The following is a 16,574-nucleotide window of genomic DNA, read 5'->3' as shown; positions in this document are numbered from 1 at the left end:
CCATGACGACTTCCTTGTTTACACAAATTCGCCGAGACCTGCACCAAATACCGGAGCCAGGCTTCGCTGAAGTGAAGACGCAACAATACTTGCTTGATTATTTGAAAAAGCTGCCTCAGGAGCGAATCGAGATCAAAACGTGGCGGACAGGCATTTTGGTCAAGCTGGCAGGAACAGAGCCAAAACGATTAATTGCCTGGCGGACGGATATGGATGGCCTGCCGATCGTAGAGGAAACGTCCTATCCGTTTCGATCGCTTCATGAAGGATACATGCATGCTTGCGGGCATGACATGCATATGGCAATTGCTCTTGGCCTCCTGACGCATTTTACCGAGCATCCGATCGCAGATGATTTGTTGTTTCTCTTTCAGCCGGCAGAAGAAGGCCCTGGCGGTGCTGAACCGATGATGGAAAGTGAAGAGTTTGCAGACTGGCGACCGGACTGCATTTTTGCCCTGCATATCGCGCCGGAATATCCAGTTGGTCATATTGCGACGAAGCCAGGAATTTTGTTTGCCAATACTTCTGAGTTGTACATTGATTTGGTTGGCAAAGGGGGGCATGCAGCCTTCCCCCACAAGGCGAATGACATGGTGGTTGCAGGAAGCCATCTTGTGACTCAGCTTCAATCGATTATTTCGCGCAATATCGATCCATTGGATTCGGCCGTCATAACGATTGGCAAGCTGGAGAGCGGGACGAAGCAGAACATCATCGCGGAGAAGTCCAGGCTAGAAGGGACCATCCGAACCTTTTCGATGGAATCGATGGCACTCGTCAAAAGCCGCATTGAATCTCTCGTAAAGGGAGTGGAAATAGGCTTTGATTGCCAGGCAACGATTGATTACGGTGTTGGCTACTGCCAGGTTTACAACGAGGAGCAGCTAACGACAGACTTCATGCAATGGGTACAGGACCAATGTGAAGAGGTAACTCTCATTACCTGCAAGGAAGCCATGACCGGAGAAGACTTCGGTTACTTTTTGAAAGAAATCCCCGGCTTTTTGTTCTGGCTGGGTGTGCAAACGCCGTACGGCTTGCACCATTCCAAAATTGAGCCGAACGAAGACGCGATCGAGGTTGCCGTTCGACTGGTCTCCCGGTATTTTACATGGCTTTCGCAACAGGAGTAGCAGGTGTCAGGAACAAAAAAAGAGTGGCTGGATAGCCGCTCTTTTTTCTGTGTCCTTCCCGCCCGTATTCTGGTCAAGGGTAAGAAGTAGTTACTAACATCTCTGTGTATAAGTCTTTCTTCCTAAGGTTTTTGTGCTTGTGGATAATGTGGATATTGTTGAAAAAACTTATCAGGGCAGCACAACTATTTCCTTTTCCAAACGTATAAACTAGGGAGAAGAAATTCCGGAAAAACAAGCGCTGCCGCGCACACATACAGGAGGATTATTGACATGAAAAAAGCATGGTTGTCGGCTTTGTTGGCGTTGACTGTAGCAGCAGGGGTGGGGAGCACTACTGCGCTTGGAGAGGGTGCGATGCGCGTATTCTTCGGCGCAGAAACCGTTGCGAGTGAAATGCCAGCATCCAAGGCCGAATCGGTTGAATCAATAGTGAACAAGCTCGGTGGTTTCGCCGATTACGATCAGCAATCTGGCAAATTGCAAGTGATTAAGCCAAACGTAAATATTATTGTGGTCGAAGGGATTCAGCAGACCCGCAATAAAAATGTTGTTTTCAGCAACCCTGTCAAAGGATACAGCGACAAAAATGTGCCTCGTACGTTTAACGTATTCGTAGAGGTTGATGACGCGCCTGTAGCCAAAGACCTGCGCATGCAACTTGTGTTGGTCGGACCGGACGGCAAAGAAGTGTCCAAAGGGAAAGAATGGAAATACTCCACGCAAAATGCAAACAGCTTCTATTTTTCAGAGCCTTTTGTATCTACGAAACTCGAAGCATACGGCACTTATAAAGTACAAGTTCAAATGAAATCCGAGAAATTCACTTCTTATGTAACCGTCGGAGAAAATACATTTACAGTTGGCCGCTAAAAATTATGGCTTGGATGCGTTTCCACTTTGCATGTCCCCGTGCTATAATATACGGAAAAGCCAATATACTTGGTGATAGCAAGTACATGAAAGAAAGGAACGATGGGAGCGAATGGAGACAAATCCCCCGCGATCGTCCACAGATGTAGAAGGCCCGAGTATACGCATTGCCTGGAAAGATGAGCAATCCATTCAGGCAGAGTGGAGCATGACGAAGGAGTTTGAGCAAGAAATAGAGCGAAAGTTTGCTATTCCGTTTGCTGAACTGCCTTTTGTCCTACGCCTTTTTGATGTGACGTACCGCAAAGAGATCCGAAATGATGGCACTGACCTTTACACTGATTTTGATATCAACCACCGTTCTTCCGAATGGATTTTGTACGGAGTGACGCAAGGATTGGAATATTGCGTCGATCTGGGAATTCGGATGGTGGACGGAAGGTTTTATTCGCTGTCCAGGTCTCAAATGATTTGATCAACGTGCTCGAGCAACGTTACGACTGCGGCAATGCATTTTTATACGGAACAGCCCCATTACCCACGATATTTGCTAGTGGAAATGGGGCTTTTGATTGTTTTATGGACTCACGGCTTCTCTCGCTGTTTGTCCAGCAGTCGCAGGGCAACCGCTAAAACAGCCCATACTGGCATTGGTTCATCTAACTTATCTAGCCATTCATGGGATGTCAGCAAGCCCTCCTGTAGCGCACGATTGCCCAGATCCAGTTTCCAGGGAGGTAACGATTGTGGATCTTCTGGAACGAATTGATCGTACTGGGTCAAGTTGTACGTCTGAATGAGGCGCGTCAGTTTTTCAGCATACGCAGGATCAGTAGCGTAGCCGGCTTCTTCTAAGGCTTGCGCGGCTTGTGCGGGAGTTGTGGCTGCCAGCACGTTTTTATAAGCGGGCTTACGTAAAAATTGGGCATGGTCTTCCATGGATTGCTGGTAATTTTCATAAGCGCGGAACTGGGAAGTACGTATAACGGTCTTTCCGTTTTCCACCTCTTTGCTTTCGATGGTGACAGAGCCTGCAGGTCCCACTCCCTTTATTCCAAAGAGGTTGTACGAGGATGTTCCAGTGGCAGGGTCAACAGGTACTTTTTCACCCCAACCAGATTCGAGTATGGCTTGCGCTATGATAATGGAGGGGAAGAGACGATCGTTCAAATAAGTCTTCCTGGCATGGTTAGCAACCAACTGAATAAAGGCTTGCGCATCCATAAGCTCACCTCTTTCCTCTCTTTGTTATTCGTATGAAAAAATAGGCCTGAACATGAAAAACAGTCGAAATTTCTCGACTGTTTTTCCATCTTTCTTTATGGTTTTCGAGGTTGGAAATATTGAATGCGCTTGTTGAAGAGGTGGAGCTCTGCTTTATAATCACGTGCCAAGAATCGACAGTACTCATTTGCCTTGTTTTTATCGCCATGCGTCGCAGATTCAGGGAGGGACACTTGTATGTAGTGCTTTTCGGAACCGTTTTCATTTTTGCTCCCGACTCCAACAACGATGGCTTTGTACATATTAGGGTCTTTTCCTTTGAGAAGGAACCATGATTCCTTTCCTTCCGGGCGTTCTTCTAGGGTGTAGGGGAAAGCGGCGTCAGCATAGGTCCAGCCCAACTGCTTTCCTGTTTTTGTTGTCATGTCAACGTATCGCGTAAACTTGGCTTTCACGTCGTCAATACTTGCAGATGCTGCGGTAGAACCATCAACGAAATAGATGTAGGCCGATTGAAGTTTCACGACTGCACTCACTCCTAGTACCGGTATTCTGTGCGTTTAGTGTAGCATTGTCTTCCACTCTTTGGCAATGAGGCAGTTGGCGACCAAAAACAATTGCGTGTTTTTTCTGAAAAGTGTAAAATATATATCATATTTATATGCCGTTAGATGAACGATAAAGGATCATGGAGGAATATACGCATGCAGGAGGCCTCAATTAGACATGTATTCGAAGCTTTAAACACCATGCGCGCCATCGATGTGGTGAACAAAGAAGACTGGGAGCGGGCAGCGAAGGAAGCCGAATTGGATTCTTCCGTACAGTTAAACATTCTCTGGATCATCTACTGTTATGAAGGTGTACGCGTCACACAAATTGCAGATTGGACCTTCTGGCATCCCTCTTCGATTGTCATTCATATCAAGAAATTAATGGAGAAAGGCATGGTGACCATCGAAAAGTCGGAGTTGGATGGGCGGGTGGTTCACGTATACCCGACTGAAAAAGGAAAAGAAGTATTGGAAGCCAGTCGAAGAAGTGTACCAGATATTTTTAGATTGACGTATGCATTGGAGAAAATGGAGGAACGATACAGTACAGCAGTAGTTGAACTGTTCTTTGAATGCCTTTCCTTTGTCGCGCAATCGTTGCATGGTGCCGAAAAAGTAAGATGGATTCAAGAAGGGGAAGACAGGGTCATTAACCCAACGCGTCTGGTAAATGATGCTGTTTGGGTGGCAAAAACGTGATTTTTCGCTTATACTAGTGAATAATCCGAATATTTCACGAAATTCGGAGGCCAAAATACTGTTGAGGAGGGATTGCTGATGGAGCACTACGACCACTTATACGACGTTTCGGAGAATGCTAATGTACGTTTTCTCGGTTTTATTTCAGAGGGAACACGATACGACTTTGGCATGGTATTTACACACAAGTTTTATGGGAAGCCGTTGGTGATCTGTATGCAGACAGGGCAATCGACTCTTCTCAGTTCTGAAGATGCGGTGAATCCAGGATACCTGCAAAAAATTTTCAGGCTGGATTCAGAGAACGAGGCCGTCGCGCTTGCTGAGTTTTTCCAGGAACATTTACCATCCATTCCATTTGAAGAAAATCAGTATTAGGTAACGAGCAGAAGTTTATCTTCTGCTCGTTTTAGTTTTTTTCGTAAAATACGGCCTTCCGTTTTTAGTATAATCGAAAGAAATCAAGCAGTAGGAGGAACAGGGAGAATGGGTGTACATAAATGGTCGGCCAAAGATTCTCAGGGAGCGATTGTTCTCGTCCATGGAACGGGAGAGCATCATGGGCGTTATGGGCATGTAGCGGCTTATTTTAATCAGGCAGGTTGGGATGTATATGCGGAAGATTTGCCGGGATGGGGGCGCTCTCCTGGGAGACGGGGGCATATTCAATCATTCGAAGACTATTTGTCCCGTGTACGTGAGTGGACGAGTACCGCTCTTGCCGATGCGTCAGGAGAGAAGCCTGTATGTTTAATGGGGCATAGTCTGGGTGGTCTCATTGCGACTCGCTTTATTCAGACGGATGAGCGGAGCAAAGAGTTGGCAGGGTTAATTCTCACCTCTCCATGCTTGAAGCTCAAACTGACTGTTCCGGCGTGGAAGGAGAAATTGGCGCAGTTTCTCGATCGGGTCTGGCCAACACTTGTCATGCCGAATGGAATCACTCCCGACATGGTATCCCGTGACGAAGCGGTTCAGGCTGCTTATCAGAACGATCCGCTCAATTATTCCAAGGTAAGTGTCAGATGGTTCACGGAATTGAATCGCTCTATGGAAAAGGCGTGGGCGGAAAGAAGTCAAATCAAGCATCCTGTCCTTGTTTTGCAAGCTGGTGCTGATTCATTGGTAGATGCGGATGCAGTGGAACAGTTTACAGCGGGTCTTTCAGACAGACAGACGTTTGAACGATTCGCGGGCTTGCGACACGAAATTTTGAATGAGCCTGAAAAGGAAGAAGTCTTGCAAAAAATCGTGAGCTGGTTGAATGACAATATATCGAATTAATGTGACATACTAATTATCAACAAATGCATCTTGACTCCTAATGACGTAGCATATTAAGATGAATGTAACATAACATTTGTGGAAATATGTGAATCAATTGAATGCGGAGGGGACATAGATGGGAACTATCGTATGTCAGACTTGCGGAACCATCATCGAGCATTTTGAATGTAATTCAGTAAAAACACTTTATGCGGTGTGCAACTGTGACTGCCGACCTGGGGAAAGACAGGAAAAAGAATAAAAAATAGTCAACGGGCCTATGTTGAGGCCTGTTTTTTTTGACAACCTTTTCCGTATGGAGGATAATGGAGAAGTGTGAAAATCGTTGTAAAAGGAGGAATTGTTTCATGAAGCGAAAACCGATGCAGGGAATGCTGGCCGCTGCACTTTTGGTCACATCTCTGTGGAGCGGGACACCGGCGCTTGCCTACAGTATTGGTGATGAAGAAAAAATCGACGCAAGCAAGCCTGAAATTTCCGGAGCCGGTTACGACATTTCCAAAAAATATGCCGTGTGGATGGTTGAAGGGGAAGAAACTGTAACCCTCTACAATCTCGATAAAGGTACGCAAACACAAATTGGCGACAAGGAATCTGAAAAGACGAATCCAAAAGTCGATGGTGATTATGTCGTGTGGATCGACTCCCGTGACGGAGGTTCTGAAGTCTACTTGTATGACATCGCGAAGGAAAAAGAAACCCGTTTGTCAGACGGGTCAGCATCTGTCGATGGTGTGGAGATCGGGGATAAAAACGTTGTCTGGACAGATAACGGGGATGTTTATCTGTACAAAATTTCTACAGGCGATACAGAGGTCGTATCTGCGAGTGGAAAAGCAAGCAACCCGGTTGTAAGCGACGCTTATGTCGCATGGGAAGATGAACGTGATGGCAACAGCGATATTTACTATTACGATATCAAAGCCAAAGAAGAAAAGGCGGCTGTCGTCCAAAAAGGCGATCAAGGGCGTCCTACTCTTTCCACGAATAAAATTTTGTATGAGAATCGCTCCTATAATCAAATTTACGTGCATACCATCAGCAATGGCAGAAACAAAGAATTGACGAACGGTTCGAACGACAAAGAATTTGTACATACGTACAAAGACGATTATGTGTATGCTGATGGTAATGATCTGATCTATCGTACCGTTGATAAATCGTCCAAAAAGAAGATTGACTCCAACCTTTATGGAAATGTAGGGCCGAGAATTTTTGGCGACTACGTTTTGTATGCGAAAAAGGACAGTAATAAAAAGCTCCAGCTTCACCTGTATGATCTGGACGAAAAAGAGCAAGTTCCGCTGGGTAATGTAGGTGGTGATCCTATTGATCCAGCTGGTCACGATCGTTATGTCGCATATGTATCAAAGTCTAAGAATAACAATGCTATCGTTCTTTACGATATGGTAAAAGGAACGAGCAAAGCCATCAGTAGTTCAGATCACGATGCAGCTCGTCCTGTCGTAAGTTCTCGTTATGTTGTTTGGTATGATCAGCGGGAAGACGCACTCTTCTCCTACGATATTCGTAAAGGCGTCCAAACCCAGATCACAAACGAAGATGATGACCAGAAGCCGAGTGAAAAGTTTTATGAAGTCGACGGAGAACATCTATTGTGGGTCAATGTCGATCGCAGAGCGGAAGTGATCATCACAAATCTGTCCACTGGAAAGCATACTGAGGTATCAAGGCTGAAAGATGAACCGTTAAGCGTTGATATTTATCAGGACTATGCAACCTGGGTAGTCCAAGAAGGCAAAAAGAATGCAACGATCGTTCTCTACGATATCGAGGGAGATAGAGAAAGAGAAATTCGTAAAAACGTAAAAGTGGAGAAAGCAGAGATTGGCGATGATTTCGTAGTTTGGAGCGAAGATACTGGCAATTCCAAAACAGGTTGGGATTTGTATTATTACAACATCGACCGCCAAAAAGTCAATCCGCTGCTACGTTATACGGAAGGTGACCAAAAAAATCCACAGGCTTCACGAAATATGATTTTATTCGAAGACAATCGTCTGTCCGGAAAAGGCAAGCAGTTCTACTTTGAGCTGTATGATTTCGAAGAGGGGGCATTTAGCGATATCGAGTGGGATGATGATGCGGAAATGGAAAGCCCGCGCATGGGTGGAAATCGCATTGTCTGGATAGATGATCGCGACAAAGCTCCTTACGTCTACACATTGGCGTTCGCTCCGGGTGACGATGATGACGACGAAGATGATGAGGAAGACGAGGACTGATTCTGAATAAATCGAGTCAGGTTCCATGAGAGAAAAACAGACGAAAGAATTTCTTTCGTCTGTTTTTATTTATGTCCGGCATAAATACGGCTTCAAAAGTACGAGTGCTACGAGAAACAAAATGACGGCAACATAAGCGGGCAGAAGATGAATAAAATCAACATAGCCAACAGTAAAATGTATGCCAATGCCAGAAACGAAGCCCGGAATGCCTGCTAAAAACAATGTCCACCAAATCCACGCTTCTCCTCGCCTGATACCCCAAAGGCTAATCAGCAAGACAGCCAAGCCATTCGAAACTAATGCCCCGCCAAAGCCAGCACGGTCATGAGCGATAACCGGAATTAATCGCTCATTGTAAGACTGCAAGGTATCGGCAGACACGCAGAGAAAGACGAGGTCGGAAGGAACGAAGACACCCGTGACGCCGATGATCGAAATGATGATACCAGCCCCTGTCAAACCAAATCCGATGATGACAAACAGCAATTGTCCCCATAGAGCCATTCGCCAATCCTGATCGTTGTGAAGCTGTGGCGGTAGGCGCGTCAAATGAACGGTTGCTGGAGTTCGTAATGCGAGCAAAAACAAGGGAAACAACATGAGCGCTAAAATCGCGTGCACGTAATCAAAGTACCCGTATCCAATAAATAAAAAGAAGCTGGAAAACCCAACGGAGCCGGAGACGAGCAAGATGGTCCGCGTCCAGTGAATATCTTTGCGCAGGCCATGGTAAGCTAGTTGGCTATACAAAATTCCTATGGATATCATCGTTCCTGCCAGACTAATCCGATCATGGGACATGAAAGAGAGAATTTGCGGATTTAAGAGCGTGAGCTGGTCGGCTGACATCCCGAGAAAGCGTACGTCGTAGGGGAGAACGACAGTTGTTGCGGCGACCAGCCAAGCAAGTGCCCCACCGATCATCATGCCCACGCCCAACAAGATCCCCCATACCCATGAAGGAAATAAAAAAGCAGGTCGCTTTTCTTGAGGAGGATCAGCTTCTGGTTGTGTTTGCAAGATGGCTTCGTTAATTCGTTTTGGCAAGCCGGGTCCAGAATAGACCAAGCCGCTATGCAACTGCACAAAATCGGCACCCGCTGCAAGAAAGGTCAGAGCATCTTGTGGTTCCAGAATCCCGCCTGATCCAATGATAAGGGCATCTGACCACTGTTCCCGTGCCCAGGAGACAAATTTGACGGCTTGCTCGTGTGAACTCCTCCCCGTGGTATAAACAGTGTTGTTCGCACATGGTGAATCTTCCTGAATAATGCCTCCAGCGACAACTAGACCGTTGAGTCCTGCTTCTTTTGCCGAGGTAAGAATCGGGAGCGCTTCCCGTTCAGCAAGGCTCGGAGGGATCGCTAGCAAGAGGGGGAGATCCGTTTGGTTACGCAAACAGGAAAAATGCTCCTTCCACGCTGTGTGGCTCCATTCTGGCTGTCCTATATTCGCCCGCGTGTCAATCGTGAAAAACGAGCAAAAACGCTCCAATTTGTCGATCAGCTCCTGAAGCTCTTCCGTGGCTTCTCTCAGGCCGACTTTTGGTTGGCAGGCCAATCTGACTCCGATCGGAATTTTAATGCCAGAAGCCCCCTCCAAGCGCCTCTGAAGGGTGTGTATCCCATTATTTACCAAAAGACAGGGGTAGTGGATATTCATTGCGGCAATGTCACGTTGAATGGTGCCGCGGGAATCAATCGGTTCTTTGGACACAGGTCCCAGCTCGAGAAATCCGAAACCGAATTTGGACAGCGCTTGAATGGCAATGCATTCCGGGTCCAACCCGGCACCCAACCCGACTGGAGTAGGGAACGTGACTGGGCCAATTGTTCTGGAGAGATGTGAGGGAGGCTCCATATGTCCCATCCATTCAATGATGAACGGACCACCCGGAATTTTGGCCAATGTACCAATTGACTGCAAGGTAATCGACCGGGCTCGTTCGGGTGGCATGAGAAAGAGAAGTGGCCGAAACAACGTTTGATACGACCAGTCTGGCATGGCACGATCGCCTACTTTCCTGATTTTTCCCATTTCCATCTTATCTCAAAATGTTTGCATAAAAAATAAAAAAGCTGCTCTCTCGAGAAAGAGGGCAGCTATGTTTCGTTTCGGATCGCTTAGCCAGAAATGGCGGTTTGTCTTTTTACGACTTTGATCGTTTTCAGTGTCTCATCTTCAGGACCTTGTACGGGTAATCCGACCCGAATGTTTTCCTGAATGTACGCGATATTTTCCTCGGTGATTACTTCCCCGGGAAGGAAGATCGGGATGCCTGGAGGATACACCATGATAAACTCGGTGATGACTCGACCTGCTGCTTCCGCCAACGGAATTGTCTCTGTTTCTGCATAGAAAGCTTCGCGTGGGGTGGTGGACAGCATAGGGATATTCGGCAGTGAGATCGTCGGCTTGTCTTCTGCTTGTACGTGCGAAAATTCAACGGACAAATCACGCAAGCCATTTACCAGCGCACGGATGGATTCTTCCGTATCTCCGGCAGTAACGAAGCAGAGGATGTTGTACAGATCGCTCATCTCTACCTCAATGTTGTACTTGTCACGCAGCCAGTTCTCGACTTCCCATCCAGTGATTCCGAGATCGCGTACGTGGATGAGGAGCTTGGTTGGGTCCATTGCAAAAGTCGCAGGCTTTCCAAGAATCTCCTTGCCAACGCAGTAGATGCGCGGGATTTCGTTAATCATATCCCGGGCTTTTGCTGCCAGTTCCATCGCTTGATCAGCGAGCATTTTTCCATTGAGGGCCAAATGCTGACGGGCCATATCCAACGACGCGAGGAAGATGTAAGAAGTCGAGGTCGTCGTGAGCATACTCATGACTGTTTTCACCCGATCGACATCGACGAGCCCTTCCCGTACATTCAAGATCGACGTTTGAGTCAAAGAGCCACCCAGCTTGTGTACGCTGGTCGCTGCCATGTCGGCACCAGCTTGCATGGCCGAAATTGGCAGTTCCTCGTGGAAATGAATATGCACACCATGAGCTTCGTCGACCAATACAGGAATTTCATAGTTATGGGCAGCCCGCACGATTTCACGCAGGTCACCTGCAATACCGAAGTACGTCGGGTTAATCACCAACAAGGCAGCAGCATCAGGATGGGCTTCCAGTGCTTTTTGCACGGCCTTCACTGTGATCCCGTGAGAAATACCCAGACGCTCGTCCATGGCAGGGTGAATAAAGATTGGGACTGCTCCTGCGAAAATAATCGCCGACATAATCGATTTGTGTACGTTACGCGGTACGATAATTTTGTCGCCAGGACTGCAGGTCGCCATAATCATCGCCATGATGGCACCGCTTGTACCTTGCACGGAAAAGAATGTATGGTCAGCGCCGAATGCCTCGGCTGCCAAATCTTGTGCTTCTTTAATCATTGCCTTCGGGTGATGCAAGTCATCCAATGGCGCAATGTTGATGAGGTCTATCGAAAGAGCGTTGTCCCCGATGAACTCGCGAAATGCCGGATGCATACCCATACCCTTCTTATGGCCCGGAATGTGAAATTGAATCGGGTTCCGGTTGGCGTGCTCCAACAACCCGCTGAACAAAGGAGTTTTCATTTGTCTCACTACGATCGCCTCACTTTACTAATCAAGAATAATAAGGGGAAAAACAAACAAATTGAGTATAGCAAAATAGGGGGGGAAAGCAAGCGAATTTTTATTCAGGTTTACGTGTGGCGGCAGGAGTTTGGCCTGTAAGCCGAGAAGGACATTTACACGGGGTGATAAAAGGATGAAAACGAGAGTAACGGAGCTACTTCAAATAACATATCCAGTAGTTCAAGGTGGCTTGGCATATTTGGCTTACGCAGACTTGGCTGCGGCTGTGTCAAATGCGGGGGGACTCGGTCAAATTACGGCTATGTCCTTGCCATCGGCGGGTGCACTGCGGGAGGAGATTCGCAAGGTTCGTACAATGACGGATAAACCATTTGGTGTGAATTATGCAATTGGTCAACACGGACGGCCGTATGAAGAAATGCTGGATGTGGCGATTGAAGAAGGAGTGGCGGCTGTTTCGGTGACAGGAGGCAATCCAGAGCCGCTGCTGCGAAGACTCGATGGTCATCCCATCAAAAAGCTCGTCTTGGTTGCGTCTGCCCGCCAAGCACAAAAAGCAGAATCGATTGGTGCGGATGCAGTGATGGCTGTTGGTCAAGAAGGTGGGGGGCACCTGGGACGAGATGATATCGGGACGTTTGTTTTGATTCCGCGTGTGGTGGATTCCGTGAAAATTCCGGTATTGGCTAGCGGTGGCATCGGTGATGGTCGGGGAATTTTGGCAGCGCTTGCACTCGGTGCAGAAGGTGTGGAGATGGGAACGCGATTTATTGCGACGCAAGAGTGTGTCCATGCCCATTCGGCCTATAAAGAGGCGTTGGTTGCTGGGACGGAGCACGATACCGCTGTTATCAAGCGCACATTGGGGGCACCTGCGAGGGTCGTTCGCACACCAGGCTCTGATCATATTCTACAAATGGAGAAAGAAGGGGCAGGCTACGAGCAGTTAAAGAGCTTCATCAGTGGAGAGAACAACTGCACCTTTATTTATGAGGGCGACAGCCAGCGCGGCTTTGGTTGGGCTGGTCAGGTTATCGGATTGATTGACGATGTACCAAGTGTCCAACAATTGTTTGACCGCATGTTTGGCGATGTGAGCAAGTCGTTGGATCGACTGCGGTCTTTTTCCTAAAACAAAAGAACAGGCCTGCGTTTTTCAAATGAAAGCGGACCTGTTCTTTTGCATATAACTTAAATAAAGAAAGCGGGAGGCGGTCTATCCACGAGAATTTCCTAATGTATAGAGCTTACTCAACACGCCAAATGTTTCTTCGAGACGACTCACCAATGCTTCTCCGTCTGCCAGAATTGGATCATGACGGTCAATGGTAATTCCGCAGAGCAACTCCGCTTTTTTTACCTGTGCAAGCCTGTCCACCAACTTTTTCACGCCAGCGGTGCCCAATTCTTTTTGAGACGTACTTGCTGGTTGCATATGATCTGGGGACCAGTGAAAGTGCTCCGGAACCATCGCAATGACCTCATCCAGATGCTTGTTAAACGCATGGCTGATGATCTCTTTGGAAGGAGACTCGTAAATTACCGCGTACCAAACGAACAAATGTGTTCCCCACAAGCCAATTTGAAAGTGCGGATGTTTTTTGTAACCGCGTTTATCATTAGCCCAGGCAACCCACGTATCAGCTGGTGGGTTCACCGTACGGCGTGCATGTTTTGCTATGTGCGTAAACATTTCATCCCCGGTTGCTACGGAGAGAAAGGGCGCAAAGTGTTGGCTGAGTACTTCGAATTTGGGACGGATATTGGTTTTGATTGCGTCCATTCGGGCATCCAGTCCATCGATGGCAAAAACATCAAAATCTTCTTGACGAAAACCTGGAAACGTTGGCATGTAACAAACACCTCTTTTAAGCATCATCGAACCCCACTGGAAAGAAAAGGGCGATCGTCCCCGTCAAGGGAGCTTGGAATCCTCCATATGATATCATACCATCCAGGAAAAAAATACATGCCGAGTTTATGAATAGCAAAACCAAAGTCTGAATAATATGATATACCACTCACTCCCTTACGGCAAAAACGATATCTGAGTATTCTGTCAACGGGAGGGGCCTGTAGAAGATGAATCTCGGCATGGAGTTGGAGTATTTTCATTTGGCAGTTTGGTTTGACCGCAAAACATTGCACGCGATGGTGCAGGCCCTGGTGGAAGCAGGGGTGAGCGTCACGTGGAAAGAATCTCCCGAGCAGTTTCACCTCCTCGTGAACACCACAGATGGCCGATCCGACTGGAAAATGCAGCGTTTAAACGGGTCCTATAAGCTGCACATTGCAGGCATTCCTGTCAATGATTCTCGGGTGGCACTGGTACTGTACCACTTCGTAGAGCGGGCGAAAGGGCATGCCATGATCAAGGTCACTTTTGAAGAGTGCGTCTTGCTGAAGCAAATCCAGTACGGAGAAGTTATCAGAATAGTGGAATTAAAAGGAGCTGAGAAAAAAGTGATCTATGAAAAATTTTGCAATGTAACGATGGATCAGGTAATTGCCGCGATGAAACGACGTGACTCGGAAGAACGCATCCCGGTGCTGCGTCTGGAGTTGGATTATGAACTGGCGACGTTGTATGACGCGATGCAAGCCAAAGACCAAAGTCAAATGAAGCAGTCCACGGAGCGATTAAAGCAGCTTCGTCGGGAAATGTTGCTTTTGGAAGCGTAGGCAGACTGGAGGATAGCCAAAGGACGATGAGTTTGACACAAACGAATACGGAATGAAAAAGCGACATCTCAAACAAATGAGGGTGTCGCTTTTTTTGATGGAAAAGTCGCTAATGTAGTAATTGTTGTTTTTATGAAAGACTTGTTTGAATGGGAGGCTCGACGGTTGTACAATAAAGAAGGTTTTTAACAGCATATTTACGAACGCGCCGGAAAGGAAGAAAAGTTTTGGAAGCATTCCTATCACAAATCCCCAATGTAGCGATCCTGCTTTTAGCCGTCATCGCATTGACACTGATCCTGTTATGGATCGTGATTATGCAGTCTGTCCGGATCAATCGATTGAGGAAATCGATCAACCGGATTATGACAGGGACGGGAGGAGCCAATCTCGAGGAAGGCTTGCACAGACTGCTGGATCAGGTAGAGGAAATGAGAAAGCAGCATAGCGATCAGCAATTTGCCATCAATCGTCTGTCACAACGAATGGCAGCGCAATGCGGCAAAGTAGCGATTATCCGCTACAATGCCTTCGGGGATGTCGGCAGTGATCTTAGCTTTTCGCTGGCGGTAACAGATGACGCTGGGAACGGCGTGGTGATCACCAGCATTTTTGGACGAGAAGAATCTCGCGTGTACGCCAAGCCGCTTGAGCAGGGAACATCGAGCTACCATTTGTCTGAAGAAGAACAGGCTGCGATCAAAAAAGCGATGACCTCAACCGCAGGGATATAAGTGGCTCTGAATTTCAATGAAACAGCAAGCATTTGAATGAATCAGGGAGTTCTTTTCATTTCCCTGCTTCTGATTGCGGATATTCCGGTTTTTTGCTAAAATTCATCGTCATTTTGCTCAAGACTTTTTAGGGCACCTGAGGTATAATAAAGATGTCAAAAATGGCTTTTTTGCGAAAAACAAAAAGTAGGTGATCCGCCTTCATTACCCAAATCGATTTTCGATGCGGAGGGCAAGGCCAGGTTCTACAGCGTTCTTTTGTTGATACTTAGCGTATCTCCTCTGTTTTGGATAACTGTTCGGTCATACTCGACCCATGCAAACCAAAAGAATTGAGGAGATATTTATGGCACAGCGTTTAGCAACTAATTACGCCAAGGCCTATTTCACGGTGAATGAAGAAGAGCTGAACCAGTTCGTTTCGCTTTTCACCAATGAACACATTTCAGTCCAAGTCAAAGTGTGTGACAATGGCGATCGTGACGTAATCTTGAATGACAAGACCGGAGAAATTCAATTGAATTTCTGTCGGGTTGGCAGCCGCTACTCATGCGACAGCTCGTATCTAATTCGAGATCGGCAGCTGGCAAATGCTATGAGAAAAGCAATGAAAGCGTTCCGAGGCTATGGAATTGTCCACCGGATTTATGACGGCTTCACAATGGTGTATCACTACGATCAAGGATCGGTTGTGAGCATTCAGGAGCTAACCGGAGACGAAGAAGTGTCCATCTTTGAAAATAACTCTCTGCACATGGCCAATGAGCTGGAGGCTTTGTTCCAGCAGGATGGCAGCGAGCAGGAGATTGAGTCCTTACGTCAAGAGACGGACCGATGGCTGGATTTGCGTAATTGGGCAAAGAGAACTGCCCCAGAAAAACTTCCAGCAATTGATGTTCGATTAGCAACGTTATCGCGACGTCTATTTGAATTAGAAGTTTAGTGAAAGAAGGGTGCCTGATGCGCCCTTTTTTATTGGATCACATAGCGAATAACAAAAAGCGGGTTTCCTCCTAACAAGAGGTCCCGCTTTTACTATTTGCCCTTCACTTAGCGCAATTGTAATGGCTTGCTCATATTGTACCAAATGGCTCCAGCATGGTCTGAGCTGGAAACACCGTTGTTGAGGTATCCATGACTTTCATAGTAGCCAATCAAATTTTCCTTACACGTAAGCGTGATTGTCTCACGATTGGACTCTCTTGCGGAGGCTTCCAGGTGTGCGAGGAGCATGGAGGCAATGCCGCGATTTTGGTAAGCGGGAGAAACCGCTAATCCTAAAATGGCTTGATGTCCGCCAGTTGCCGGATTTTCTTTAATCGTTTGAAACAGATCATCGGTAATGAAGGTGGATTCGATGACGGGTCCATTGACCAAACCCGCAATGATCCCATCCGCTTCCGCTACAAAAAAACTGTCAGGAATCAATCGAATACGCTTCTCAAATGCTTCCTGTGTTGCAGCCTCATCTGGTGAGAAGCAAAGGTGCTCGATGGCGATTAATGTTGGCAAATCTTCTGCTTTGGCATTACGGATAGTAATCATG

The 16,574-nt window shown here is 47.0% G+C and carries 18 protein-coding genes; 12 read left to right on the top strand and 6 right to left on the bottom strand.

The window, feature by feature from the left end; translation table 11 throughout:
* Positions 1–2 precede the first annotated feature (2 nt).
* The 3 genes from HP567_RS22050 to HP567_RS22040 all read left to right on the top strand — a co-directional run bounded on the left by HP567_RS22050 (position 3) and on the right by HP567_RS22040 (position 2,484).
* Positions 3–1,136: an N-acetyldiaminopimelate deacetylase gene (locus tag HP567_RS22050; protein WP_173608252.1), complete on the top strand. Its 1,134-nt coding sequence runs from the start codon at positions 3–5 to the stop codon at positions 1,134–1,136.
* 273 nt (positions 1,137–1,409) lie between these two features.
* Entirely contained in the window at positions 1,410–2,009 is a 600-nt protein-coding gene (locus HP567_RS22045) for a hypothetical protein (protein WP_048033807.1), read from the top strand.
* 112 nt (positions 2,010–2,121) lie between these two features.
* Complete coding sequence (locus tag HP567_RS22040; protein WP_007723202.1) at positions 2,122–2,484, top strand: DUF4912 domain-containing protein; 363 nt, start codon at positions 2,122–2,124, stop codon at positions 2,482–2,484.
* 110 nt (positions 2,485–2,594) lie between these two features.
* Here the strand turns inward: HP567_RS22040 and HP567_RS22035 are convergent, their stop codons facing one another.
* Both HP567_RS22035 and HP567_RS22030 read right to left on the bottom strand, forming a co-directional pair.
* Positions 2,595–3,233, bottom strand: a complete 639-nt coding sequence (locus tag HP567_RS22035) for a glycoside hydrolase family 73 protein (protein WP_173608251.1) — start codon at positions 3,231–3,233, stop codon at positions 2,595–2,597.
* 95 nt (positions 3,234–3,328) lie between these two features.
* Complete coding sequence (locus HP567_RS22030) at positions 3,329–3,757, bottom strand: DUF1885 family protein (RefSeq protein WP_173608250.1); 429 nt, start codon at positions 3,755–3,757, stop codon at positions 3,329–3,331.
* 180 nt (positions 3,758–3,937) lie between these two features.
* Between HP567_RS22030 and HP567_RS22025 the strand changes: the two genes are divergently transcribed.
* The 5 genes from HP567_RS22025 (at position 3,938) to HP567_RS22005 (ending at position 8,019) form a co-directional block, all read left to right on the top strand.
* Positions 3,938–4,486, top strand: coding sequence for a MarR family winged helix-turn-helix transcriptional regulator (locus HP567_RS22025; RefSeq protein ID WP_007723208.1), 549 nt, complete (start codon positions 3,938–3,940; stop codon positions 4,484–4,486).
* A 78-nt stretch (positions 4,487–4,564) separates the two neighbouring features.
* Positions 4,565–4,864: a DUF3055 domain-containing protein gene (locus HP567_RS22020; RefSeq protein WP_015892160.1), complete on the top strand. Its 300-nt coding sequence runs from the start codon at positions 4,565–4,567 to the stop codon at positions 4,862–4,864.
* 108 nt (positions 4,865–4,972) lie between these two features.
* Positions 4,973–5,770 (top strand): alpha/beta hydrolase, encoded by a 798-nt coding sequence (locus tag HP567_RS22015; RefSeq protein WP_173608249.1) that lies wholly within the window; start codon positions 4,973–4,975, stop codon positions 5,768–5,770.
* A 118-nt stretch (positions 5,771–5,888) separates the two neighbouring features.
* A complete protein-coding gene (locus tag HP567_RS22010) occupies positions 5,889–6,014 on the top strand; it encodes a GapA-binding peptide SR1P (RefSeq protein ID WP_007723214.1) in 126 nt (41 codons plus the stop codon).
* Positions 6,015–6,120: 106 nt separating this feature from the next.
* The gene (locus tag HP567_RS22005) at positions 6,121–8,019 is read left to right on the top strand and encodes a hypothetical protein (protein WP_173608248.1); all 1,899 of its coding nucleotides are present in this window, start codon (positions 6,121–6,123) and stop codon (positions 8,017–8,019) included.
* A 69-nt stretch (positions 8,020–8,088) separates the two neighbouring features.
* Here the strand turns inward: HP567_RS22005 and HP567_RS22000 are convergent, their stop codons facing one another.
* Both HP567_RS22000 and HP567_RS21995 read right to left on the bottom strand, forming a co-directional pair.
* Positions 8,089–10,059, bottom strand: coding sequence for a dihydroorotate dehydrogenase (locus tag HP567_RS22000; protein WP_229088091.1), 1,971 nt, complete (start codon positions 10,057–10,059; stop codon positions 8,089–8,091).
* 86 nt (positions 10,060–10,145) lie between these two features.
* A complete protein-coding gene (locus tag HP567_RS21995) occupies positions 10,146–11,618 on the bottom strand; it encodes an aminotransferase class I/II-fold pyridoxal phosphate-dependent enzyme (RefSeq protein WP_173608247.1) in 1,473 nt (490 codons plus the stop codon).
* Positions 11,619–11,739: 121 nt separating this feature from the next.
* Between HP567_RS21995 and HP567_RS21990 the strand changes: the two genes are divergently transcribed.
* On the top strand, positions 11,740–12,744 hold the full coding sequence (locus HP567_RS21990; protein ID WP_396021479.1) for an NAD(P)H-dependent flavin oxidoreductase: 1,005 nt from the start codon (positions 11,740–11,742) through the stop codon (positions 12,742–12,744).
* A gap of 84 nt (positions 12,745–12,828) precedes the next feature.
* On the opposite strand, the gene HP567_RS21985 is transcribed toward HP567_RS21990, so the two are convergent.
* Complete coding sequence (locus tag HP567_RS21985; protein ID WP_173608245.1) at positions 12,829–13,464, bottom strand: YktB family protein; 636 nt, start codon at positions 13,462–13,464, stop codon at positions 12,829–12,831.
* Positions 13,465–13,694: 230 nt separating this feature from the next.
* On the opposite strand from HP567_RS21985, the gene HP567_RS21980 reads away from it, so the two are divergent.
* From HP567_RS21980 to HP567_RS21970, 3 genes are all read left to right on the top strand, one after another.
* Entirely contained in the window at positions 13,695–14,294 is a 600-nt protein-coding gene (locus tag HP567_RS21980) for a hypothetical protein (RefSeq protein ID WP_048033797.1), read from the top strand.
* Between the two features lie 227 nt (positions 14,295–14,521).
* Positions 14,522–15,028 carry a DUF4446 family protein gene (locus tag HP567_RS21975; RefSeq protein WP_173608244.1) on the top strand — a complete coding sequence of 169 codons (507 nt, stop codon included), beginning with the start codon at positions 14,522–14,524 and terminating at the stop codon, positions 15,026–15,028.
* Between the two features lie 346 nt (positions 15,029–15,374).
* Positions 15,375–15,971 carry a hypothetical protein gene (locus tag HP567_RS21970; RefSeq protein WP_173608243.1) on the top strand — a complete coding sequence of 199 codons (597 nt, stop codon included), beginning with the start codon at positions 15,375–15,377 and terminating at the stop codon, positions 15,969–15,971.
* Positions 15,972–16,078: 107 nt separating this feature from the next.
* Here the strand turns inward: HP567_RS21970 and HP567_RS21965 are convergent, their stop codons facing one another.
* Complete coding sequence (locus HP567_RS21965; RefSeq protein WP_173608242.1) at positions 16,079–16,573, bottom strand: GNAT family N-acetyltransferase; 495 nt, start codon at positions 16,571–16,573, stop codon at positions 16,079–16,081.
* Between the last annotated feature and the right edge of the window lies 1 nt (position 16,574).

It is taken from the genome of Brevibacillus sp. M2.1A, from assembly GCF_013284355.2.
Lineage (GTDB): Bacteria > Bacillota > Bacilli > Brevibacillales > Brevibacillaceae > Brevibacillus.
This window is presented reverse-complemented; position numbering and strand designations above follow the sequence as displayed.